General features: G+C 58.3%; 24 protein-coding genes and 3 pseudogenes. 18 read left to right on the top strand and 9 right to left on the bottom strand.

Annotated elements, in window-relative coordinates; genetic code table 11:
- Window positions 1-117 precede the first annotated feature (117 nt).
- Together J3P92_RS16375 and J3P92_RS16370 are read left to right on the top strand one after the other, a co-directional pair.
- Complete coding sequence (locus tag J3P92_RS16375) at window positions 118-348, top strand: hypothetical protein (RefSeq protein WP_420765760.1); 231 nt, start codon at window positions 118-120, stop codon at window positions 346-348.
- A 100-nt stretch (window positions 349-448) separates the two neighbouring features.
- Window positions 449-652, top strand: coding sequence for a hypothetical protein (locus tag J3P92_RS16370; RefSeq protein ID WP_420765924.1), 204 nt, complete (start codon window positions 449-451; stop codon window positions 650-652).
- A 124-nt stretch (window positions 653-776) separates the two neighbouring features.
- On the opposite strand, the gene J3P92_RS16365 is transcribed toward J3P92_RS16370, so the two are convergent.
- Window positions 777-1,661, bottom strand: coding sequence for a LysR substrate-binding domain-containing protein (locus J3P92_RS16365; RefSeq protein WP_434648291.1), 885 nt, complete (start codon window positions 1,659-1,661; stop codon window positions 777-779).
- A gap of 107 nt (window positions 1,662-1,768) precedes the next feature.
- On the opposite strand from J3P92_RS16365, the pseudogene J3P92_RS16360 reads away from it, so the two are divergent.
- Window positions 1,769-2,185 (top strand): annotated as a pseudogene (locus tag J3P92_RS16360) (PACE efflux transporter); the annotation flags it as partial.
- 1,013 nt (window positions 2,186-3,198) lie between these two features.
- Here J3P92_RS16360 and J3P92_RS16355 read toward each other — a convergent pair.
- Both J3P92_RS16355 and J3P92_RS16350 read right to left on the bottom strand, forming a co-directional pair.
- Window positions 3,199-3,723: a DUF2867 domain-containing protein gene (locus tag J3P92_RS16355; RefSeq protein ID WP_434648288.1), complete on the bottom strand. Its 525-nt coding sequence runs from the start codon at window positions 3,721-3,723 to the stop codon at window positions 3,199-3,201.
- Between the two features lie 24 nt (window positions 3,724-3,747).
- Window positions 3,748-4,392: a DJ-1/PfpI family protein gene (locus J3P92_RS16350; protein ID WP_434648285.1), complete on the bottom strand. Its 645-nt coding sequence runs from the start codon at window positions 4,390-4,392 to the stop codon at window positions 3,748-3,750.
- Window positions 4,393-4,518: 126 nt separating this feature from the next.
- Between J3P92_RS16350 and J3P92_RS16345 the strand changes: the two genes are divergently transcribed.
- From J3P92_RS16345 to J3P92_RS16330, 4 genes and pseudogenes are all read left to right on the top strand, one after another.
- A complete protein-coding gene (locus tag J3P92_RS16345; protein WP_434559731.1) occupies window positions 4,519-5,079 on the top strand; it encodes a TetR/AcrR family transcriptional regulator in 561 nt (186 codons plus the stop codon).
- 391 nt (window positions 5,080-5,470) lie between these two features.
- On the top strand, window positions 5,471-6,082 hold the full coding sequence (locus tag J3P92_RS16340) for a hypothetical protein (RefSeq protein WP_434648282.1): 612 nt from the start codon (window positions 5,471-5,473) through the stop codon (window positions 6,080-6,082).
- A gap of 103 nt (window positions 6,083-6,185) precedes the next feature.
- A pseudogene (locus tag J3P92_RS16335) lies at window positions 6,186-6,375 on the top strand (AAA family ATPase); the annotation flags it as partial.
- 224 nt (window positions 6,376-6,599) lie between these two features.
- Entirely contained in the window at window positions 6,600-7,178 is a 579-nt protein-coding gene (locus J3P92_RS16330; RefSeq protein WP_434648279.1) for a PACE efflux transporter, read from the top strand.
- Between the two features lie 83 nt (window positions 7,179-7,261).
- Here J3P92_RS16330 and J3P92_RS16325 read toward each other — a convergent pair whose 3' ends face one another.
- Window positions 7,262-7,690 carry a DUF2628 domain-containing protein gene (locus J3P92_RS16325; protein WP_420765766.1) on the bottom strand — a complete coding sequence of 143 codons (429 nt, stop codon included), beginning with the start codon at window positions 7,688-7,690 and terminating at the stop codon, window positions 7,262-7,264.
- Window positions 7,691-7,995: 305 nt separating this feature from the next.
- Between J3P92_RS16325 and J3P92_RS16320 the strand changes: the two genes are divergently transcribed.
- Together J3P92_RS16320 and J3P92_RS16315 are read left to right on the top strand one after the other, a co-directional pair.
- A complete protein-coding gene (locus J3P92_RS16320) occupies window positions 7,996-8,706 on the top strand; it encodes an AzlC family ABC transporter permease (protein ID WP_420765767.1) in 711 nt (236 codons plus the stop codon).
- A complete protein-coding gene (locus tag J3P92_RS16315; protein WP_186707518.1) occupies window positions 8,703-9,011 on the top strand; it encodes an AzlD family protein in 309 nt (102 codons plus the stop codon). The genes J3P92_RS16320 and J3P92_RS16315 overlap by 4 nt, the downstream gene beginning before the upstream one ends.
- A 48-nt stretch (window positions 9,012-9,059) precedes the next feature.
- On the opposite strand, the gene J3P92_RS16310 is transcribed toward J3P92_RS16315, so the two are convergent.
- Together J3P92_RS16310 and J3P92_RS16305 are read right to left on the bottom strand one after the other, a co-directional pair.
- Window positions 9,060-9,266 (bottom strand): hypothetical protein, encoded by a 207-nt coding sequence (locus tag J3P92_RS16310; RefSeq protein WP_420765768.1) that lies wholly within the window; start codon window positions 9,264-9,266, stop codon window positions 9,060-9,062.
- Between the two features lie 232 nt (window positions 9,267-9,498).
- Window positions 9,499-10,710: an MFS transporter gene (locus J3P92_RS16305; protein WP_434648277.1), complete on the bottom strand. Its 1,212-nt coding sequence runs from the start codon at window positions 10,708-10,710 to the stop codon at window positions 9,499-9,501.
- 129 nt (window positions 10,711-10,839) lie between these two features.
- Here J3P92_RS16305 and J3P92_RS16300 point away from each other — a divergent pair, with 129 nt between their 5' ends.
- The gene (locus J3P92_RS16300) at window positions 10,840-11,328 is read left to right on the top strand and encodes an anti-virulence regulator CigR family protein (protein WP_434606717.1); all 489 of its coding nucleotides are present in this window, start codon (window positions 10,840-10,842) and stop codon (window positions 11,326-11,328) included.
- 16 nt (window positions 11,329-11,344) lie between these two features.
- Here the strand turns inward: J3P92_RS16300 and J3P92_RS16295 are convergent.
- Window positions 11,345-11,476, bottom strand: a pseudogene (locus J3P92_RS16295) (metal ABC transporter ATP-binding protein); the annotation flags it as partial.
- A gap of 40 nt (window positions 11,477-11,516) precedes the next feature.
- A complete protein-coding gene (locus J3P92_RS16290) occupies window positions 11,517-13,367 on the bottom strand; it encodes a sigma-54-dependent Fis family transcriptional regulator (RefSeq protein WP_434648274.1) in 1,851 nt (616 codons plus the stop codon).
- Between the two features lie 360 nt (window positions 13,368-13,727).
- Between J3P92_RS16290 and J3P92_RS16285 the strand changes: the two genes are divergently transcribed.
- Genes J3P92_RS16285 through J3P92_RS16260 form a run of 6 tightly spaced genes read left to right on the top strand, consistent with a single transcriptional unit; the run spans window position 13,728 to window position 19,673 of the window.
- Complete coding sequence (locus J3P92_RS16285) at window positions 13,728-14,822, top strand: ABC transporter ATP-binding protein (protein WP_420765772.1); 1,095 nt, start codon at window positions 13,728-13,730, stop codon at window positions 14,820-14,822.
- Complete coding sequence (locus tag J3P92_RS16280) at window positions 14,822-15,931, top strand: ABC transporter ATP-binding protein (RefSeq protein ID WP_434648271.1); 1,110 nt, start codon at window positions 14,822-14,824, stop codon at window positions 15,929-15,931. The genes J3P92_RS16285 and J3P92_RS16280 overlap by 1 nt, the downstream gene beginning before the upstream one ends.
- On the top strand, window positions 15,928-16,794 hold the full coding sequence (locus J3P92_RS16275; RefSeq protein WP_420765774.1) for a carbohydrate ABC transporter permease: 867 nt from the start codon (window positions 15,928-15,930) through the stop codon (window positions 16,792-16,794). Before J3P92_RS16280 ends, J3P92_RS16275 begins: the two co-directional genes overlap by 4 nt.
- 10 nt (window positions 16,795-16,804) lie before the next feature.
- Window positions 16,805-17,605, top strand: a complete 801-nt coding sequence (locus tag J3P92_RS16270) for a carbohydrate ABC transporter permease (RefSeq protein WP_420765775.1) — start codon at window positions 16,805-16,807, stop codon at window positions 17,603-17,605.
- A gap of 10 nt (window positions 17,606-17,615) precedes the next feature.
- Window positions 17,616-17,888: a DUF2160 domain-containing protein gene (locus J3P92_RS16265; protein ID WP_434648269.1), complete on the top strand. Its 273-nt coding sequence runs from the start codon at window positions 17,616-17,618 to the stop codon at window positions 17,886-17,888.
- A 42-nt stretch (window positions 17,889-17,930) separates the two neighbouring features.
- Window positions 17,931-19,673: an ABC transporter substrate-binding protein gene (locus J3P92_RS16260; protein ID WP_420765776.1), complete on the top strand. Its 1,743-nt coding sequence runs from the start codon at window positions 17,931-17,933 to the stop codon at window positions 19,671-19,673.
- Between the two features lie 90 nt (window positions 19,674-19,763).
- On the opposite strand, the gene J3P92_RS16255 is transcribed toward J3P92_RS16260, so the two are convergent.
- Window positions 19,764-20,702 carry an alpha/beta hydrolase gene (locus J3P92_RS16255; RefSeq protein WP_434648268.1) on the bottom strand — a complete coding sequence of 313 codons (939 nt, stop codon included), beginning with the start codon at window positions 20,700-20,702 and terminating at the stop codon, window positions 19,764-19,766.
- Window positions 20,703-20,888: 186 nt separating this feature from the next.
- Here J3P92_RS16255 and J3P92_RS16250 point away from each other — a divergent pair, with 186 nt between their 5' ends.
- A complete protein-coding gene (locus tag J3P92_RS16250; protein WP_434648265.1) occupies window positions 20,889-21,116 on the top strand; it encodes a hypothetical protein in 228 nt (75 codons plus the stop codon).
- Window positions 21,117-21,210: 94 nt separating this feature from the next.
- Entirely contained in the window at window positions 21,211-21,753 is a 543-nt protein-coding gene (locus J3P92_RS16245; protein ID WP_434648262.1) for a hypothetical protein, read from the top strand.
- The last annotated feature ends 33 nt before the right edge of the window (window positions 21,754-21,786 follow it).

Genomic DNA, 21,786 nt, shown 5'->3' with positions numbered 1-21,786 from the left:
TTTATCATCTGACGGGTGGACGATTGATTTGGCGTAGTCACTGAGCGAAGGTCAGCCAGTTGAAACTTCCGCCATTACGAGACGATCTCCTAAACATCATTGAACAGGAGATCAGTCATGAAGTGCTATCTGTGCGCGATGGAAGCGAAGCGGTCCGAAGCGGATCAAAGTGGAGAGCTTGTCGACTGCGGTGACTGCGGCACCTACAAAATTTCAAGTCTTGTGCTCAAAGAGTTGGAGAACAAGAAGTTCGATTATTCTAAAATGCGCGATGACCTTCACCGTCAGCGGCAGTTTAATGCTACTTCTGTCGCCGAGATCAACACAGAGACGGCCATCTGGGCTTGAGTGGCGCGCTCTTCGATGCTTATGCGCGCTTTCGGCTAGCAGGTGGTATAGGCCGCAACGCTAAAGGCCTCGAACCACCCTGAAAGAAGCGTCCATGAACATGCCAAAGAAACAGCCAGATAACAAAACGACAGCAAGCGCTGCCGAAATCGAGCGATCTATCCAGGCGCTCAACAAGATGGCTGAACGCCTGTGGGGAGATGGCCGGGAAGCTGAAGCACAGGCGCTGTTAAAGGCTCTGGATGCGTTAAACCGCGCCCTTGATCGTATAAGAATCGGGGAAAGCCGTAGAGTGCTCCATTGAAGGCCTGATGTGATGCCGGGCTATTTTGTTTTATCGTCAGGCGTGAGTCGCTCGTTCAAACACCTCGTCCGCCCATTGGTTCAGGCTTTACCCGCCAATAGCTCCTTTCTTCGTGCGTCCCGACTCAATCAACATCCTGCCCCAACACCCACTCACTGAAAGCCCTCACCTCAACCTGCCGCTCCCGCCCCGGTACGCACACCACCGTATATCGCGCACCCGCCAAGCGAATCTCAGGCTGATAACCAACCAGTTGCCCGCGTGCAACCGCTTCCGCAACCAGCACATTACTGGCAAGCACCAGCCCATGCCCGGCGACCGCTGCCTGCAGAGCGTGCTGTTCCTCGTCATAGCGGCGCAGGCGCGCGTTTTGCAGCCAACCCAGGGTGCCGGACTTGGCGCACCATGCCGCCCAGTCCACCGTGACGTTTGTGCTGCTCAGCCAGGGGACGTCAATCAGTTCGACGGGCGAGCCCGCTGCGGGTGGTTGCCAGTCGGGGTGGCAATACACGCCGAAATATTCTTCCAGTAGAGTTTGCTCGAGCAGTTGAGGATCCGAGGTGAAGAGCGCACGGATCGCCAGGTCGATGCTGGCGTCACGTCGCAGGTCGATAACGTCGTTGCTGCTGTGCAGCCTGAGGTCGATCTCAGGATGTCTTCGATGAAAATCTCCGAGCCGAGGTATCAGCCACAGGCTGGCGAACGCTGGCGTTGTGCTCACCACCAGCGATTGTGCGGTACATGATGGCGATAGCGTTTGCAGGCCATGTTGGATATCGAGCAGCGCGCGGTGCATGTAGGGCTGGAGGCGTTCGCCGTCCGCGCTCAGGCGCACATTTTGACTGGAGCGCTCGAACAGTCGCACGCCGAGAAACGCTTCAAGGCTTTTGACCTGATGGGAGATCGCCGCCGGGCTGACGTTCAGTTCCTGGGCCGCCGCCTTGAAGCTGCCCAGCCGTGCGGCGGATTCGAAGCCGCGCAAGGCGGTAAGGGGCAGTTTGGCGAACATGGGCGGGGAAGTTACTCAGGTTGAGCGAGGCTCAATTTAGCTCAATTGTGGGCCGGCGCTCAACTTGCCAGGCTGTGGTTCCCTTCCGCCATTCGTGGAGACAATCGATGCAAGGCGCCTCTCGCAAAATTCTTCAGGCCGTGCTCTACGAGGCCGGTGGTGTGCTTTTCGTCGCGCCATCCCTCGCGCTTATCTATGAGCAGGGAATGGGCTATTCAACCCTGCTGTCCTTGGTGATTTCCGGCGTTGCGCTGGGCTGGAACATGCTTTTCAACGGCCTGTTCGAATGGTGGGAGCGTCGTCAACCCAACCGCCATCGCAACTGGCGGCGCCGACTGCTTCATTCCCTTGGGTTCGAGGGCGGCTTGACCCTGATTCTGACGCCGGTAATTGGAGCCTGGTTGGGTATTGGCCTGTGGTTGGCGCTGGTGACGAATCTTGGATTATTTGTGTTTTTCTTTTTTTATTCGCTGGGTTTTCAGTTGATATTTGATCGAGTGTTCGATGTGCCACTTTCGGCGCAGTCAGATCAGGGATCTACGGCGCAGTCCGCTCAGCACATGGCCGGAACACCCCAGCACTGTCGCGCATCTACCGAAAAACGCACAATCGGAGTGCTCGGCAGTGGATGTGTACAGGATCGAGTTCGAGAACGACCGTTGGACACTTTATAAATCCCATGGCTACAAACCGATCCGCCAAGCGGACAGCCAAGGCGAGTTGATCGATCATGTTCTTGCCTTGACGCGGGGAGAGGGTGTCGTGGTTCGGTTCATTGCAGACGGCGGTATACGCGAGGTGAGATTGGGGGATGTGCAGGGGGACGAACCGCGTTCTGATTGAAGTGCCAGCGCCATGGTCTGCCCAACCCCATATCAATGAGCGAGAGGGCACACCAATCGCCGACGAGGAAGGGAAAAGGGGACGGTTTTTTTTGCCGCTGCTGTAAAACTTCGATGTAGGAGATTTCTGAAAATGTCCTCAAGGGCGCTAATCAGGCCCACCCTGGCGACCCGCAACACACAGCGTCTGATCGATCAAGTCGGATAGTGGTTATTCGAGTCGAAATCCATCCTGAATTGCGGGCTGATATCGAGTTGGCACTCGCAGCCCATCCTTTTGCACTAAGACCGGATAATTAAAGTTTTTACCGTCTGCATGGTTAGCAAAGGTCAGACACTTCCGAGTTACATGGGGTGTGATCAGCCATATCACGAGCCGGCAGCGGCTCGATCCGGCCAACTTCGCCATATTCATATCGCTCTACCACCCCAAAAGTTCAGGGCTTCCGATCGGCAAGCCTAAAGAAAATGCGACATAAAGCGGCCGCAGTTGGATGCCGCTTTAGTCTACGTACAGGGCGAGCTTTACGAAGACCGATACATGATCCTGGCATTCGCGCCGTATGAATCCCCTTTGCCAATTTCTTAGCTCAAAACCCTGGTCTGTTCCTAGTCTTTCGCCGTCCCTTTTTGGGGGCGGCTTCGCCACTCAGCGGGAGCAAGCTCCCTCGCCACGGGGTTTGTGGTGTCGCGGCTCAGGCAGCCAAAGGCCAACCAATGCGCGCTGCGCGGCGCAGGCTCGCCTTAACAACCAAGCGATGAAATGGCGCAATCACGAAGATATAGGCCCGGCCCAGACGGTTGTGACACTGGACCACGGTTGAGAAAACCAGTTGGCGACTACCTTCCTGCTCTACCTCTCCAGAGCACAGGATCGATATCCGGAAGTCGAGGTGCTTGTCGTCCTCTCCCAGCACGATTTCAGTCTGGTCGGTGCTGTAGACCTTGAAGATTTGAATACGATGAGCAAGTGTTGCCAAATGCCTGGCTGTCTTGAGCCTAAAACAGGCAACGACAGTGTCTCGGACTTTCATGAGCCATCCGATCCAGGATGGCTGGTGGGAAAGGATGAATCGAGCTAGCACCTCTGGATCGCTGGATGTGCCCGCAGGGAGGCGAATCGCAAAAGCGTCCGCCAGGTTCGTCGACTTGTAAAGGTGGGTGACGCCGGACCTCGAGGGGACGGGCACGGACATAATGAGCTCAAATTCTCGGGGCATCGGAGATCTCTTCCTGAGTGCTAACTACCAATTAGATGACATGCCTTGTCGCATTTCTTGTTGGGAGGCGGCCACTTCTCCTTGTCGGATACTGAGCCCGATCAGCGCATCATACAGCGCCTGCTGCCCGGCGGGCAGGACAGGGAGCAACGTCGCGCGGCGCTTGTCGGCATCGAACCAGGACTCAACCAACCATCCCACCAGATAGAGCGCCGAAAGGCATCCGCCAGCGGTTGCGACGTTGCCCTGGCATACAAGAGGCTGGTCCACGGGCTCAAGTCCCAGGGCTTGCAAGCCCGATCGTGCATCCGGGTGTGTCGTTGCTCGGCCGCTGAGCAGCCCAAGCCGTTGGAGAATGAAAGCGCCGGCGCAGATGGAGCCGATTCGCTGGCGTTTCGGGTCAAGTTCAAACGACGGTAGGAAATCCGGGGAGGCCAGTGCGGCGGGTATTCCTTCCTTGCCGCTGGCGAACAATACCGCGTCGGCATTATTGGCCTCGGAAAGCGGACCGTGCACCGAAACAGGCAGGCCATGCGCCGATCGTACGACAGGGCTGGAACCCAATATTCGGACGTGCCAGTCCTCGGTGTTGCGGCCTAAGATGTCCCACATCAGGAATAGGTCGATATCGGTGAATTGGTCGAAAGCAACCAGGACGATTTTCTTCAAGGCGAGCTCCATGAAAAGTGCTGGCGTGCAAAACGCAACGGCCATCTTTGCTGGTGTTCGCAGGGTATCTATCGGTTGCGCGCCATACACAGTCTGTATGGTGCTAAATAGGGAGTGAAATAATGAATGGAAAAACTAACGCGTCACCATTGGATCGCGGCAGGTTTCGAGGCCCTCGATCAGACAGGGCATATTGGCGTGTCAGCCGAGAGTCTATCGCGCCGTTTGAATGTGACCCGCGGATCGTTCTATCACCATTTCCGCAATCGCGATGATTTTGTCCGCACCTTGCTGGCCGCTTGGGAAGAAGACTACACGGAGCGCATGCTCGCTTTTGCGGCCCAGGGTCGTAGCGCGGGCGAAATCTTGAAACGCTATTTGAATATTGCCGCTGAGAAACAACCTGGGCGGGAAGTCTCCATCCGAGCCTGGTCGCTGCACGATCCGTTGGTGGCCGAGTTTCAGCAGCGTGTAGACACACGACGATTGGACTTCGCGATACGGACGTGTCGTCGCTTGGCCCATAGGCCAGGCGAAGCAGAAGTGATGGGGCAGGTGGCCCACCTGTGCCTGATCGGGGGGCAACAGGCAGGGCTGCGGCGCGATGCCGCTCGTTTCAACCGTTTCGTGCATCGAGCTTTTTCACTTTTCGAAGGGGCTCTCCCACCGTGGCGATCCAGGTCGTGAGAAGCATAAACAAGGGACGTCCGTGATCTGATAGCGTCGTGTAAAAGGGCCATGAATGGGCCGTTTGAATGGGCAAACCATGTGTTCCGATGTCTATTCGGAATGAGGACCGTTAATGCCGTACAACTACACGAATGGCCGCTACCTGGTCTTTGGGATCCCAGCTCCAATCCGATGTACCTCCGGGCCCTCTCGATACTCAGCATGACGATCTCCATGAATGCTGGAGCGACGTTATCAAATGCATGGGGAGAACATTTGATCGTTCTTGCGGTTTCTGCTTTCTACGCCAGCGCGTATGAAAAAAGCCTTCAATAGCGGCGGTCGCTGTCTATTTCCGATAATCTTTCACGCCGGAACCCGGATCACCCACGCAACTCAAGGAAGAGACATGAACAGGACGCTCTGTACCGCACTGAGTCTTTCGATTATTGCGTCATCTGCCGGGTGCGCCTCACAAGCTGTAAAGGAACCGTTTAAAGCGCCCCAGATTTACGGTTATACCTTGGGTCAGCCGCTTTCCAGCGATGAGTTCAAGGCGCTTTCCGCTACCGGAGGCGAGTCGCTCACGGGCTCCAAGATTTACAAGCGCGTCGATGAGCAAGGCGATACCTACGAGGTCTTGCTCGATCATCAGATTCGCCCAGATCTCATTACGAAGGCGAGTCGTGCTTTTGTCAGTCAGCCTGAATGTGAGGCTGAATTTGAGGTACAGGTCGCACAGTTGAAGCAGCTCCTTGCCAGTCACGAAGACCGTACGCCAGTGATGGGTGATCGTTATGTCAGCTTGAGCACCACGCAATGCAATGTTGACCGGTATGATCAATCCCAAACCTATCGTTATGCCCTGATCGTGTCCGTGGACACCGTCGCCGCTCCCTTGAAACGAAGCCTGGGCGATAAGATCCACGATGCCTACGGGGCCGTCGGGATGACTGTGTTCGTCATCGCCCTGTTGCCGTTTGCGTTGGTTGCTTTGGCCGTTGATAAGGCCACCGATTGAGTTTCGTTCGGTCTCGGTTTTCTGTAGGAGAGGTAGTCCGCAAGGCCCCTTCTTGGAAAACCGCTGCCTGCACTGGGTTAGCTCATTGGTCAAAGGACATGGAATGCTCATTGTTTTCAGCGGTCTTCCCGGCACCGGCAAAACCACTATCGCCCATGATCTCGCCGCTACGACAGGCGCCGTGTACCTGCGGATCGATACGATTGAGCGGGCGGTTAGAAACTCGGGGGCGCTTGCGCAAGATGTGGGGGCGCAGTGGCTACAGGATCGCCAATGAGCTTGCCCTGAGTAATCGGCCTGGGGTGGATTGGCAGAAACATCAGGTGCAACCAATACTCCACCCCAATAACCACTCACTAAAAGCCCTCACCTCCACCTGCCGCTCCCGCCCCGGTTCGCACACCACCGTATATCGCGCGCCCGCCAAACGAACCTCAGGCCGGTAATCAATCAACTCCCCCCGCGCAACCGCGTCCGCAACCAGGCCATCCTCTATGAAGCTGGTGGTGTGCTGTCCGTGGCCCCGACGCTGGCGCTGACCTACGAACAAGGAATGGGCTATTCAACCCTGCTGTCCCTGGTGATTTCCGCCGTTGCGCTGGCTTGGAACATGCTTTTCAACGGCCTGTTCGAGGAGTGGGAGCGCCGCCAACCCAGCCGCCATCGCAACTGGCAGCGGCGGTTGCTGCATTCCCTTGGATTTGAAGGCGGCTTGACGCTGATCCTCACGCCGGTGATTGGCGCATGGTTGGGCATCAGCCTGTGGTTTAAAGTGACTCGTGTTAACCAGACTCAATATGTAGCCAACGCATGCCCTACGGAGCACCGTAGGGCCAATGCATCATTTTTTAAGTTGTTCGCGAACATCGGCCACCATCGGCCCAGCAGCCTTCACCGCTGCCTTGAGTACTTCTTCAGTCACCCCGAACTCATTCGCCCAGTACTTCAACTCCCAAGCTTCGGTAATGTTGATGCGGTTCCTGTCCTGCGGCCCGCGGTTGCTCAGGTCATCTGCCATTGTCGAGTTCCCTATGTAAGGCCTGGTATCGCCAGGCGACATGGGGTAGACAATTGGGAGGCGCTATCTGCGCAATAAAATTGCCCAAATTTCCACGACTCGGAAACAAAGAGCCCGCACACTCATAACGAGGCGCGGGCTCTTGAGACCCAAGCCTGCATTCAGAGACGCATGCCTTTGAACGGGTTCCAGCCTTGCTCGCCTTTCACTTCCTTGAGGTAGTACGCGTAGTTGGTCATCAGCGCATACATCATCGACATGGCGATGCTCAGACCCGTGCTCAACGGCCGCGGAAATTCCATCCCAATGATGGCGAAAATGACGCTCAAGGCGATGTTGATCGCCAGGAAAATACCCAGCAGGGCCAGGTTCTTCTTCCAGAGGCCCAGGACGAACAGGTAGATAGGGCCGAAGAAAAATGCGATCACGTTTGCATTGATCAGTATTTTTTTCTTGAAGCCAGGCAGCGCCTTGAAGGCTTCCTTGTAGCGCGGGTCGCTTGGCGCACCGTAGGTGTTAAAGAAGTCGAAGCGTTCCTGCCACTTGGTGCTGTATTTACCAGTGCTTTGTACTTGTTCAGTCGTGCTCATTTTCAAGGTTCCTGTTTTCCATAATTAATTTTTCTTTCTTCCAAGAAATCCTGTGCTCTGGTTTAGAACATTGGCTGCTTTGGTCTATTTGTCGAAAACGCACGTGAATCTTTCAGAGGCGCCCATTTTGCCGCTTTAAGGCTGGAGGTGTGGAACATTCCGCACTGGCCGCTTGTGCGGTCGCCTGGTCTGTGACGGGCTTCACTCTATTGATTTGCTGGATTGCCCGCTAAAAAGTTCTCGGCATACAGAATCAGCCTCATACTCCCAGTTTTACACCGTGGAAAACCAGAAGAGGCGATGTTTTGTCGAACGATCAATCCCATCTGTATGAGCTGACGCTGAAGCAAGTTTATGACGGTTTCAAGCAACTGATCCCCATCTCTCTTTTTGTCGTCGTGTTCGGTGTTGCTTTCGGCCTGGCGGCTGCACAAACGGGCCTGAGTGACACGTCAGCCGTGCTCATGAGCACGCTGGTTTTTGCCGGCGCTTCTCAATTTGCCGCGCTGGATCTGTGGGGCCAGCAGGTGCCGGTCGTTCCGCTGATGATCACTGTCTTCGCCATCAACGCCCGGCATTTGTTGATGGGCGCGACGCTTTATCCGTGGTTACGGGAGCTACCCGTTGCCAAACGATACGGTGTCATGTTGGTTGTTTCGGACGCCAACTGGGCCATGGCGATGCAGGCGTTCAACCGGGGCAAGCCGGGACTGGGGATTTTATTCGGTGGCGGCATTGCACTCTGGATCACTTGGATCCTGGGAAGTTGGCTGGGACTTCATTTTGGCAGCGTCATCGAGAACCCGGTCAGTTTCGGGCTCGATATGGTGATGGGCTGTTTCTTGTTGGCGATGGTCGTGGGTGGGAAGAAGAACCTGCGCATGTTCATCATCTGGACCGTGGCGGCATGCTCATCGCTATTGGCCTACTGGTATTTGCCGGCTAACAGCCATGTCGTGGTGGGTGCTCTGGCGGGGGGCGTTCTGGGCGCAGTGTGGATGGAGAAACAACAATGAACATTGAAACGGCGGGTTATGGCACCTTGCTTGTCATCTTGATCATGGCCGCAGTAACCTTGGCCACTCGGTGGGGCGGTGTTTTTGTGATGTCGTTCGTGCCGATCAACTATCGGGTGCAGCAGTTCATCACGGCCATGTCCGGCTCGGTGTTGGTGGCCGTGCTGGCTCCGCTGGCGGTTAAAGGTGACAACGGCGCACGCCTGGCTTTGCTGGCCACCGCAATCGTCATGCTGACGCTGAAAAAACCGCTGCCGGCAATTGCGGCCGGCATACTTGCAGCGGCTTTAGCCAGACAGTTTTGAACGGCCGAGTCGCCCGCTTACAAACGGGCGACGGCGCCCTGTCAACAGTCAAAAACTCAGCGCAGCCGCCTCCCCGAACGAGTGATCCTGTATACCCGTCATGAAGTGCAGCGACATCTCCTGTGGCGCCTCGATGGGCGGAATTTCAAAACTTCCCACCACCTGTCCCTGAAGCGCACTCAACCGCATCGACTCCTCTTCCTTTAACTTTGCCATTCTCGCGTGGTTCGCTGCGATTTCGTTGAGAGTTGACACGGTACATCTCCGTTTGCTGACCAAGCATTGATAAATGTGCTGCCGCGTCAGAATCATGTCGTTCTTGGCTGCTGAGACAGGCCAGTGCAAACCCTGAGCCAGACATGGCCGCCTGTAGATTCCAACATTTAACAGGTGACGAATAGTGGGTAGACGCGCATCGACGCTGGCAACGATGCAACCATGCCTCAAGAATAAGTCACTGATAATACAAGCCGAGGCTCCGGCGGGGTTAATCTGAATCGGTGCGGTAGACGCTTGTCCCCTGTGCTGATTGCCTGTTCATCACGACCACACCGACACCGATCAGGCTGGTAACCACCGCCAGCAGCACAATCACCTCCTGCGTCCCCACCGGTGCCGCCAACACCGCGACGAGCAAGCCCGCGAACGGTTGCGACAGGTTGTTGAGCAGCGTAATCACGCCGACGGTCTTGCCAAAGTCCTGTGGGGGAATGACCTGCTGACGGATGCTGCGCATGTACACGTTGAACATCTTGTCGAAACCGACGATCAGCAGGAAACCGACGACGTAGCCCCAGATGTTCGGGCTGAGCGCGGTGATGAAAGCGCCGAGGGCAATCAGCGTGTAGGAGAGGGCGCCGAGAAGTTTCAAAGGCAAGGTGACCCGGGCCAGGAGAAACAGGATGACGATGGTGGTCACGGCACCGGCCGCCTGCAGCCCGGCGTAATCATCTTTTCCGGCGCCATAGTGGCCGATGACCATGGCCGCCGACGTGGCGAGGGTGACGCCGATGATCAGGTTGACGCCCACCGCCAGGCTGATGACTTTTTTCAGTTCCGCCAAGTTGCGGATGTGACCCAGGGCAATGCGCAACGGGTTCAACCAGAGGTCGTGGTGTTGCTCGAAGGACTCAAGGGTGACCGAGCTGGTGCGTTGCCAGTACAACATGGCCAGGTCTGCCAGCAGGAACAGTCCGGCGATCGCCAGCAGCACCCAGTGCCACGCCCACACTTCAAGCAGCAGCGCTGCGACCAGCGGGCCCAGTACCAAGCCGGTCTGGTCGGCGATTTGCGAATAGGACAGCGTCTTGGTGTAGGTGTAGTGCTTGAAGATGTAAGGCATGACCACTTCGCGGGCCATGATGCCTTGGGTAGTCAACACGCCACAGAGGGCCGACAGGGCCACGATCCAATAGACACCGCCAAAGACGCCATAGAGAAAGACTGCGACGCCGCAGGCTGCGGCGCGATAGACCTGGCTGATGTGCAGGATGCGAATCGGCGGAAACTTGTCGCACAGCGCGCCGCAGATCGGGAACGCCAGGTAGCGTGGCAAGGATTCGACAAAGAACGCCAGGCCCGCCCAGGAGACGCTGTTGGTGGTCTGGAAGACAATCAGCGGGACGATGAACAGCAAGATCTGATCGGCCAACCGCGAGAGGAACATCGAGACGAAAAAAGCCAGGTAATCCTTGCGCATGAAGCTCCTTGATTGCGGTGTTCAGGGGTTGTCCGGTCCAGGCAAGCGACGCGCAGCGTGATATGGAACTAATATCACCGTCAGTCTCTATATCTTTACAGGGGATGTCCCTTCTTCGAGAGAACTGCCATGTTCAAATCGCGCTCGTTGATTGCCGCAGTGACCTGTTTCGCCCTGGCGGCCAGCCCTGGCATTGTTGTCGCGGACCCGGGAAACGGCAAGGGAAACGCTCAATTTGATCAAGGTCCCGGTCAAGGGCAAGGAGGCAAGGGCGGGCAAGGCAACAAGGGGCGGCAAGGGAATCCTGGGAACAAGGGCAACCAAGGTGGTGGCGATTGGCATAACGGCCCCAGCATCGATCGTGGCGGCATCCTGGGTGTGATTGGCGGTTATCGCGATTATTGGAGCCCCGGCCCGGCATTGCCGCCGGGCATTCAGAAAAACCTGGCCCGAGGCAAGCCGTTGCCCCCCGGCATTGCGAAGAAGCTCGATGGCCGGCTGTTGGGACGCTTGCCGCACTATGACGGTTATGAATGGCAGCAGGTCGGCTCGGACCTGATCCTGGTGGCGATTGCCACTGGCATCATTTATGAAGTGCTCAACGGTGCGTTCGACTGAGCCGGTGCTTCCAGTTAGGAAATGAAACCTGTGGGAGCGAGCCTGCTCGCGAAAGCGGTGTGTCATTCAGCATTGAGGTTGGCTGACCCGACGCCTTCGCGAGCAGGCTCGCTCCCACATTTTTTCCAGGTGTTCTCGGGTAGCGCATTTCCCCCTGCGGGAATGAGCTTGCTCCCACAGGATTTGTATCAGCTTTCCAGCTGCCGCAGGCGTTTGTACAAGGTATTGCGGCTGACTCCCAGCCGTCTCGCCAGATGCGAAATATTCCCGCCCACGGCCTGCAACTGGCGGTTCAAGTCTTCAGCATCGTTGAGGTCCACCGTAAGTGGTTCGGGCGTTTCCACCGGCTCCATGTCCAGGTCGACAAAAAAATCGTCGGGCAGGTGCTCTGGGCGGATCGGTTGTTCCTCGGCCATCGCCAAGGCGACTTGCAGCACGCTGCTGACTTGCCGCAGGTTGCCGGGCCAAGGATGCCGCTCGAATAAATCCGTCACTTCACGGCTCAGGCCGGCCCATTGGGTCGGTTCGCGGTGATGTTCCCAAAGGCGTTTGAACAGCGCCTGCTTGTCGCTGCGTTCGCGCAGGGGCGGCAGTTCGAGGGTCAGGCCGCCGATGCGGTAGTACAGGTCCTCACGAAAACGCCCCAGTTGCACCTGTTCACGCAACGAACGGTTGGTGGCGGAGATGATGCGAATGTCCACCGGGAACAGCTCGGCGCTGCCCACCGGTTGCACGCAACGTTCCTGCAGGACCCGCAACAGCCTGGCCTGGGTCGGCAGGGGCATGTCACCGATCTCGTCGAGGAACAACGTGCCGCGATCCGCTTTGCGGATCAGGCCGATGCTGCCTTTTTGATTGGCGCCGGTGAAGGCGCCTTTTTCATACCCGAACAGTTCCGATTCCACCAGCTCCGCTGGAATGGCCGCGCAGTTGACCGCAATGAACGGCTGTTGGCAGCGCGAGCTGGCCTGGTGCAGAGCCTTGACGAACACTTCCTTGCCGACACCGGTTTCGCCGTGGATCAGCAGCGGAATATCTTTTTCCAGCAAACGCTCGGCCTGCCGCACGGCTTTTTCCACGCGGCTGTCGCCGAAGTGCAGCGAGTTGAGGCTGATGCCGGTATTGGCCGGTGCTGGCGTGGGCGAGGGCGCCGGTTCGGCGAAGATGCGCGGCTTGACCGAAACCTGTTTCGGTCGCCTGAGCACACACTGGAACCGATTGCGTCCGGAGGCCTGCAAGGCGAACGGCAGGCCGTCGGGCTGGTTCAGCAATTCCATCAGCGAGACCTTGAACAGGCTTTCAATGCTCACCCGCGACAGGCTCAGGCCCAACAGGTTGTCGGCGCGGCGGTTGGCCGAGAGCACTTGGCCGCTTTCATCGAAGATCAGCAGCCCGGCCCATTGGCTGTCGAGGTTGTTCAGGCCGGTGTTGAACGTCAGCTGGAAATGTTCACCGCGAAACAGGTTGAGGATCAGCCGATTTTCCACGGTCTGGCTCATCATCTTGACCATGCCCAGGGTATGGGAGGGCGGCAGGTAGCTGTCGCTGGAGACGTCCAGCACGGCGATGACCTTGCGCTCGGCATCGAAGATCGGGGCGGCGGAGCCGGTCATGAACCGGTTGGCCTTGAGGAAGTGTTCATCGTGTTCAATGTGAACGGCCTGCTCGCAGGCCAATGCTGTGCCGATCGCGTTGGTCCCGGTGCAGCGCTCCATCCAGCTCGCCCCGGCGCTGAAGCCATGGGCCAGTTTCGGTTCGATGAAGCGCTGGGTGCCCCAGGACGTCAGGACCTGTCCTTGATTATCGGCCAGCATGATCAGGCAGTTGGAGTTGCTCAGGATGTTCTCGTAGTACGGCAGCACTTCCTGGTGAGTGGTCTGCACCAGTGAATGCTGGCTCTCCAACAACTGGGCAATACCTTCGGCCGGCAGTTGGTCGAACGCGGGCACGCTCTGGTGGTTCAGGCCAAAGGCACGGCAACGGGACCAGGAAGCCTGGATGATGGCCTCGTGGGACAAGGCAGGAGCAGGTGCGGCCATGGGGCACTCTCGCAGGTGCTGTTTTTATTGTTGTGGCAAGTCTCGCACAGAGTCCTTGTGCTGGGGCAGGGCCAAAATACCACATAGGTGTTCGGTCCTTGTGGGAGCGAGCAAGCTCGCTCCCACAAGGGCATGGCAGGCTAGCCGAAAGCGTTCATTGAGTGTTGTTCAAAATTGTTCATTGTCAACCGACTGGTTGTTCAGTTGTTCATTCATGGTTGTTCACTTGTGTTCATCAGTGAACGTCTTTTTTCAGTGGATCAAAGGAAATACCAGCCTGATCAGTGACTTATGATTCCTGGCACGGCTTTCGCTTTCTTACTTGGGTCGCTTGACTCCAAATAATAAAAAGGCCGAGCCATGTCATTAAAGCTTGAGCACATCTGTCGCACCGTCGAAGGCCAGACCTGGATCGACGATGCCAATCTGAATTTCGAACCCGGATCCTTCAACGTTTTGCTGGGCCGCACGCTGTCCGGCAAGACCAGCCTCATGCGCTTGATGGCCGGGCTGGACAAGCCCGACAGCGGCCGCATCCTGATGAACGGCGTTGACGTCACCCAGCGCCCGGTGCGGTTGCGCAACGTGTCGATGGTCTACCAGCAGTTCATCAATTACCCGACCATGACCGTTTTCGAAAATATCGCCTCGCCGTTGCGCCAGGCAGGCGTGGCCGAGGAGATCATCCAGGGCAAGGTCCTGGAAACCGCGAAAATGCTGCGGATCGAGAAATTCCTCAAGCGCCATCCTCTGGAATTGTCCGGAGGCCAGCAGCAGCGCACGGCCATGGCGCGGGCCCTGGTCAAGGACGCCGAGTTGATCCTGTTCGACGAGCCGCTGGTGAACCTGGACTACAAGTTGCGCGAAGAGCTGCGCCAGGAAATGCGCGAGCTGTTCGAGGCCCGTCATACCATCGCCGTCTACGCCACCACCGAGCCTAACGAAGCGCTGGCCTTGGGCGGCACCACGACCATTCTTCACGAAGGCCGGGTGATCCAGAGCGGCAAGTCTTCTTCGGTCTATCACCAGCCACAAACCGTGCTGGCCGCCGAACTGTTTTCCGAACCACCGATCAACCTCATGCCGGGGCGTATCGCCGGCAATGAGGTCAGCTTCGCCAATTTCGTGCATTTCCCGCTGAACGTCGACCTGCGCCCGGTGGGCGAGGGCGAGTTCCGTTTCGGCGTGCGCCCCAGCCATATTTCCCTGGTGCCAAGCAACGACGATGACCTTGAACTGGCGGTGACCGTCGAGGTGGCCGAGATCAGCGGCTCGGAGACATTCCTGCACGTGCGCAACGAACATTTCCTGCTGGTGCTGCATTTGCCGGGGGTGCATGAATACGACGTGGACGCGCCGATCCGCATCTACATTCCGACCCACAAATTGTTTGTTTTCGACGCCGAGGGCAAGCTGGTCCAAGCCCCGGGTCAGCGTATTGCGAGGGTTGCCTGATGGCCGAAATTCGTTTGCAGAACCTCGCCCACAGCTACACCAGCACCCCGACGAGCCCCGAGGACTACGCGATCCGCGAGATGAACCACATCTGGGAGCAGGGCGGTGCCTATGCGCTGCTCGGGCCTTCGGGCTGCGGCAAGTCCACCTTGCTCAACATCATTTCCGGCTTGCTCAGCCCTTCCGAAGGGCAAGTAATGTTCGACAGCAAAGTCGTCAACGAACTGTCCCCGGAGCGGCGCAACATCGCCCAGGTGTTCCAGTTCCCGGTGGTCTACGACACCATGACGGTGTTCGACAACCTGGCATTCCCGCTGCGCAACCAGGGCATGGCCGAGGCGCGGATCCACACCAAGGTGCAGGAAATCGCCGAGGTCCTGGACCTGCAGAATCTACTGGATAAAAAGGCTCGCAACCTCACCGCCGACGAGAAACAGAAAGTCTCCATGGGCCGGGGGTTGGTGCGCGACGATGTGTCGGCGATTCTGTTCGACGAGCCGCTGACGGTGATCGACCCGCACCTGAAATGGAAACTGCGGCGCAAGCTCAAGCAGATCCACGAGCAGTTCAACATCACCATGGTCTACGTCACCCACGACCAGTTGGAGGCCTCGACGTTCGCCGACAAAATCGCCGTGATGTACGGCGGGCAGATCGTGCAGTTCGGCACACCCCGGGACTTGTTCGAGCGCCCGAGCCACACCTTCGTCGGCTACTTCATCGGCAGCCCGGGAATGAACCTGATAGAGGTCACGGCGCAGCCCGGTGGCGTTGGCTTCGGGTCGACCCATTTGCCCCTGTCGCAAACCTTGCAACGGCGTGTCGCCGAAGCCGAGGGCAAAAGCCTGAAGGTCGGCATCCGTCCGGAGTTCGTCCACGTCTGGGATGGCCCTTACGACGACGCGATGCGCGCTGACGTGGTCCACGTCGAAGACCTGGGCACCTACAAGATCCTGACCCTCAACCTCGATGGCGCTCCGCTGAAAGTGCGCCTGGCCGAAGACAAGCCGGTGCCGGAAGGCACGGCGTACATCAGTTTTCCGGGCCAATGGCTGATGGTCTATGCCGATGAATATTTGCTTGAACCGGTGGGCGAGGTGCAGCCATGAACAAGGTGCAGAACAACAAGGCCTGGTGGCTGGTGTTGCCGGTGTTCCTGCTGGTGGCCTTCAGTGCCGTGATCCCGATGATGACCGTGGTCAACTATTCGGTGCAGGACATCTTCGACCAGTCCAGCCGATATTTCGTCGGCGCCGACTGGTACAAGCAGGTGCTGCTCGATCCACGGCTGCACGATTCGCTGTTGCGCCAGTTCATCTACTCGGCGTGCGTGCTGCTGATTGAAATTCCCCTGGGTATCGCCATTGCCCTGACCATGCCGACCAAAGGCAAGTGGTCGTCCCTGGTGCTGATCATCCTGGCGATTCCGCTGCTGATTCCGTGGAACGTGGTCGGCACCATCTGGCAGATTTTCGGCCGCGCCGACATCGGCTTGCTGGGCTCCACGCTCAATGGGCTGGGCATCAACTATAACTACGCGGCCAACACCATGGATGCCTGGGTCACCGTGTTGGTGATGGACGTCTGGCATTGGACGTCGCTGGTGGCGCTGCTGTGCTATTCGGGGCTACGGGCAATTCCCGACGTCTATTATCAGGCGGCACGGATCGACCGGGCGTCCAACTGGGCGGTGTTCCGGCACATCCAGCTGCCGAAGATGAAAAGCGTGCTGCTGATCGCCGTGATGCTGCGCTTCATGGACAGCTTCATGATCTACACCGAGCCGTTCGTCCTCACCGGCGGCGGGCCGGGCAACGCTACCACGTTCCTCAGCCAGACCCTGACGCAGATGGCCATCGGTCAATTCGACCTGGGCCCGGCGGCGGCGTTTTCCCTGGTGTACTTCCTGATCATTCTGTTGGTGTCCTGGCTGTTCTATACCGCCATGACGCACGCCGACGCCAACCGTTGAGGCCCGCAAAATGAGCAAGAGAAAGCTGATTCCACTGCTGATCTACATCCTGTTCCTGCTGGTGCCCATCTACTGGCTGCTGAACATGTCGTTCAAGAGCAACACCGAGATCCTCGGCGGCCTGTCCCTGTGGCCGCAGGATTTCACCTTCCAGAACTACAAGGTGATCTTCACCGATCCGAGCTGGTACACCGGTTACCTCAACTCGCTGTACTACGTGAGCCTGAACACGGTGATTTCCCTGGGCGTTGCGTTGCCGGCGGCCTATGCGTTTTCCCGCTATCGGTTCCTGGGGGACAAGCATCTGTTCTTCTGGCTGCTGACCAACCGCATGGCGCCACCGGCGGTGTTCCTGTTGCCGTTCTTCCAGCTGTATTCGTCCATCGGCCTGTTCGACACCCACATCGCCGTGGCCCTGGCTCACTGCTTGTTCAACGTGCCGCTGGCGGTGTGGATCCTCGAAGGGTTCATGTCCGGGGTGCCAAAAGAAATTGACGAGACTGCCTACATTGACGGCTACAGTTTCCCCAAGTTCTTCGTCAAGATCTTCATCCCGTTGATCGGCTCCGGCATCGGTGTCACGGCGTTTTTCTGCTTCATGTTTTCCTGGGTCGAACTGTTGCTCGCGCGCACGCTCACCTCGGTCAATGCCAAGCCGATCGCGGCGGTCATGACGCGCACGGTGTCGGCGTCGGGTATCGACTGGGGCGTGCTGGCGGCGGCGGGGGTGTTGACCATCCTGCCGGGCATGCTGGTGATCTGGTTCGTTCGCAACCACGTGGCCAAGGGCTTTGCCCTGGGCCGGGTCTGAGGAGTCGATGATGGAATGGATGAACTGGACCGTCCCGACGGCGGCGTTTTTTGGTGTCATCGCCTTGTTGTTGATGGGCATGACCACATGGGAACTGCGTTCGCCGAGTATCCCTCGGCGTGGTTTCCTGCCGATTGCCACCACCCGTGGCGATCGGTTGTTTATCGGTCTTCTCGGTAGCGCCTACCTGCATCTGCTGGTGATCGGCGCCACCGACTGGAGCATCTGGATAGCGTTCGCGTTGTCTTTGGTGTGGCTGTTGGCAGTGATGCGGTGGGGCTAGTCGCTCGACGATCAGGCTCTTAAACCCAAACAGGAGGTCTCTATGTTCGATAAAAACAATAAGCTGCGACATAGCGTTTCATTGGCAGCCGCGCTGGCACTCAGCGGGCTGAGCGCTACGGCCTGGGCCGACGCCTATGAAGACGCCGCTAAAAAATGGATCGGCAGTGAATTCAAGCCGTCGACGCTGACAGCCGAGCAGCAGCTCGAAGAGTTGAAGTGGTTCATCAAGGCGGCCGAGCCGTTTCGCGGGATGAAAATCAACGTGGTGTCGGAAACCATCGCCACCCACGAGTATGAATCCAAGGTGCTGGCCAAGGCCTTCAACGAAATCACCGGGATCCAGCTGACCCACGACCTGCTGCAGGAAGGCGACGTGGTGGAGAAGCTGCAGACCCAGATGCAGTCGGACAAGAATATCTATGACGGCTGGGTCAACGACTCGGACCTGATCGGTACGCACTTTCGCTACGGCAAGACCGAGTCGATCACCGACCTGATGGCCAACGAAGGCAAGAATTTCACTTCGCCAACCTTGGACCTGAAGGACTTCATCGGCATTTCCTTCACCACCGCGCCGGACGGCAAGGTCTATCAACTGCCGGACCAGCAGTTCGCCAACCTGTACTGGTTCCGCGCCGACTGGTTCGAGCGTGCGGACCTGAAGGCCAAGTTCAAGGAAAAGTACGGCTACGAGCTGGGTGTGCCAGTGAACTGGTCGGCTTATGAAGACATCGCCAAGTTCTTCTCCGAGGACGTCAAGGAGATCGACGGCAAGCGCGTCTACGGCCACATGGACTACGGCAAGAAAGACCCGTCCTTGGGCTGGCGCTTCACCGATGCCTGGTTCTCCATGGCCGGCGGCGGCGACAAGGGCCTGCCCAACGGTTTGCCAGTGGACGAGTGGGGTATCCGCGTCGAGGACTGCCATCCAGTGGGCTCCAGCGTGACCCGTGGCGGGGACACCAACGGCCCCGCGGCCGTGTTCGCCACCACCAAGTACGTGGACTGGATGAAGAAGTACGCGCCACCGGAAGCGGCGGGCATGACCTTCTCCGAATCCGGCCCGGTGCCGTCCCAGGGCAACATCGCCCAGCAGATTTTCTGGTACACCGCTTTCACCGCCGACATGACCAAGCCGGGTCTGCCGGTGGTGAACGCCGACGGCACGCCGAAATGGCGCATGGCGCCTTCGCCACGCGGTCCGTATTGGGAAGAGGGCATGAAGCTGGGCTATCAGGACGTGGGTTCCTGGACGTTCATGAAGTCCACGCCTGAGAAACAGCGCCTCGCGGCCTGGCTCTACGCACAGTTCGTAACCTCCAAGACCGTGTCGCTGAAAAAGACGATCGTTGGCCTGACGCCGATTCGCGAATCGGACATCAACTCCCAAGCGATGACCGACCTGGCGCCGAAGCTCGGTGGCCTGGTGGAGTTCTACCGCAGCCCGGCCCGCGTGCAATGGTCGCCGACCGGGACCAACGTGCCGGACTACCCACGCCTGGCGCAGTTGTGGTGGAGCCACATCGCCGAAGCGGCCAGCGGCGAGAAAACTCCGCAACAAGCCCTCGATGGCTTGGCCAAGGACCAGGACGCCATCATGACGCGTCTGGAACGCTCCAAGGCTCAAGCCACCTGCGCACCTAAGATGAACCCTGAGCGCGACGCGCAATACTGGTTCGATCAGCCGGGCGCACCGAAGCCGAAACTGGCGAACGAGAAGCCTAAAGGTGAAACCGTGAGCTACACCGAGCTGCTGAAATCGTGGGAAGCGGCGCGTAAATAACGTTGCACGGCAATGAAAAAACGGCACCGAAAGGTGCCGTTTTTTTTCGCGAGTTTGAACTCAAAACCAATCCCCCGTGGGATTTGCGCATCAACCCGCCTTGGCGGCGCTTGCTTGAGCGTGTTTGGCCACCGGTGTTGGCTGGGGTTTCATCAACGCATCCAGCGCTTGGCGATACGTGCGGCCCGCCAGGCTCATGCTGTTGTTGTGCGTGGCTCCTGGCACCAACAGCAAACGCTTGGGTTCACGGGCGGCGTTGAACAACTGCTCGCTGAAACGCGGCGGTACGTAGCGGTCGGCGGCACCGTGGACAATCAGCAGCGGCATGTTGATCTGGCCGATCTTGTCGATGGAATCGAACTTCTGCGACAGCAACCAGCGCACCGGCAAGGATGTGTCCGCCATCGCAGTGGCGACATCACCCAACGACGTAAACGTGGATTCGATCACCAGGCCCCTGGCCGGTACGGCGCTGCCACTGCTCGCGGCTTTCTGAGCCAGATCCGCAGCGAGATCAACCGCGACGGCACCGCCCAGTGAATGACCGTAGATCAGCCGCAAGGCCGGGTCCGGTTGCAGCGTTTCGAGGCGCTCCCAGGCGATTCGCGCGTCCTCGTAGACACTGGATTCCGATGGCAGGTCGCCCTGGCTTTTGCCGAAGCCACGGTAATCGATCGCCAGCACCGAATAGCCCAAGGCCCTCAGCTGCTGGATGCGAAACAACTGGCCCGTCAGGTTCCAGCGCACGCCGTGCAGGTACAGGATGGCCGGCGCGTCCTTGCGTTCGGCCGGCCACCACCAGCCGTGAATGTTTTCCCCGGCCCTGAGCTGCTTGGGCTTGAGATCGAATTCCTGCACACCGCTGGGAAGGCCACCGAACCAGCTCGCCGTCCCCGGCTCGATGCGAAACACCAGCTCGCGCTCCTTGTGTTGCAACACTGCACAGCCCACCGGCAAACCGGCCACTATCGCGACCATGAACGACCAGGCCAGCCAGCGCTGTTTGAGACGAGAGAATAAAGAAGGCATCGATGCGATTCGCTACGGGTAACAGAAGTTGCCTTTTAGCAGATTCGCGCAGGGGCGCGCAGGAGTTTCGGACAACTTGCCACTGGGTGCCTCGCTCTGCCTTGGGAGGGCGAGTGCAAGCCGATCGAACTCTCGCCGTTTCGTCCCACTCGAAACTCAATATCCATCCTTACCGAGGACGACGCCATGACGAACGAACATTCCAAAGGACAAACCCAAGCCGACAATCATGCACCCGCCAAGGATGCCACCGGCGCCCCGGTGCCAGTGGTGGAGCGCGACGTTCACCACCCCGATCCGGCGACCGACAAGGTGGATAAGACCATCACGCCCAAGTCGATCAAAAGCCACGAGCAGGATGCCGAAAAACTGCAGGACGAGGTGGCCCAAGTGGAGAAAAAGCTCGACTGCTAGGCGAGCCTGTCATTCGTCTGGAGGGCGCTTTGCGCAACTGGAAATTACTCCACCCGTGTGCCTTACTGCCTGTTCCTTAGGGGAGGGCGACGGGATGCGACGTAGAAGCGCACAGTATTGGCTTTGGGTGAACAGTCGGCTGCCGGGCCGCAACCATGAAGAAATCCTCGACGACGGCACCCATGTCGAGGTCCAGGCGAGGATCAATCACCAGTCCGTCACGCAGGTCTTCGTCTGTGTCTATCGTCCGAACGGCGCCGTTTGGGTCGAGCAATTCCATGACCGGAGCATGCGCGAGCCGCTGTGCCAGGCGTTGGAGTGGGGCTTGGGCCGGGCGCGGGAAATCGTCGCCGGTACGGCAGGTTTCAAGGCACCGCACAAGATCCAGACGACCCTGGGCCCCTTGATCAAGGACGAATGCGCCTTGGCCCTGCGGCGCATGGACATGAGCGATGAAGAACGACTCCGGCTCAAGGCTCGGGATGCATGGGCTGAATACGTCAACGCCAAGCAAGCGATGCTCGCATTGATGCGTTCGGCCCGGGTCGATGCCGACGTATGGGAGGAGCAAAAACGTCGACTGCGCGAAGCCATCGATCGCCGCGCCTTGCTGGCGCGGGCAAGCCTGCACCACTGACACACGCCCCTCCGTGGCGAGGGAGCAAACTCC

The organism is Pseudomonas sp. D3-27, assembly GCF_051132165.1.
In the GTDB taxonomy this organism is placed as follows: Bacteria; Pseudomonadota; Gammaproteobacteria; order Pseudomonadales; family Pseudomonadaceae; genus Aquipseudomonas.
Note: the sequence above shows the minus strand (reverse complement) of the source record. Positions and strands in the feature narration are given on the sequence as shown.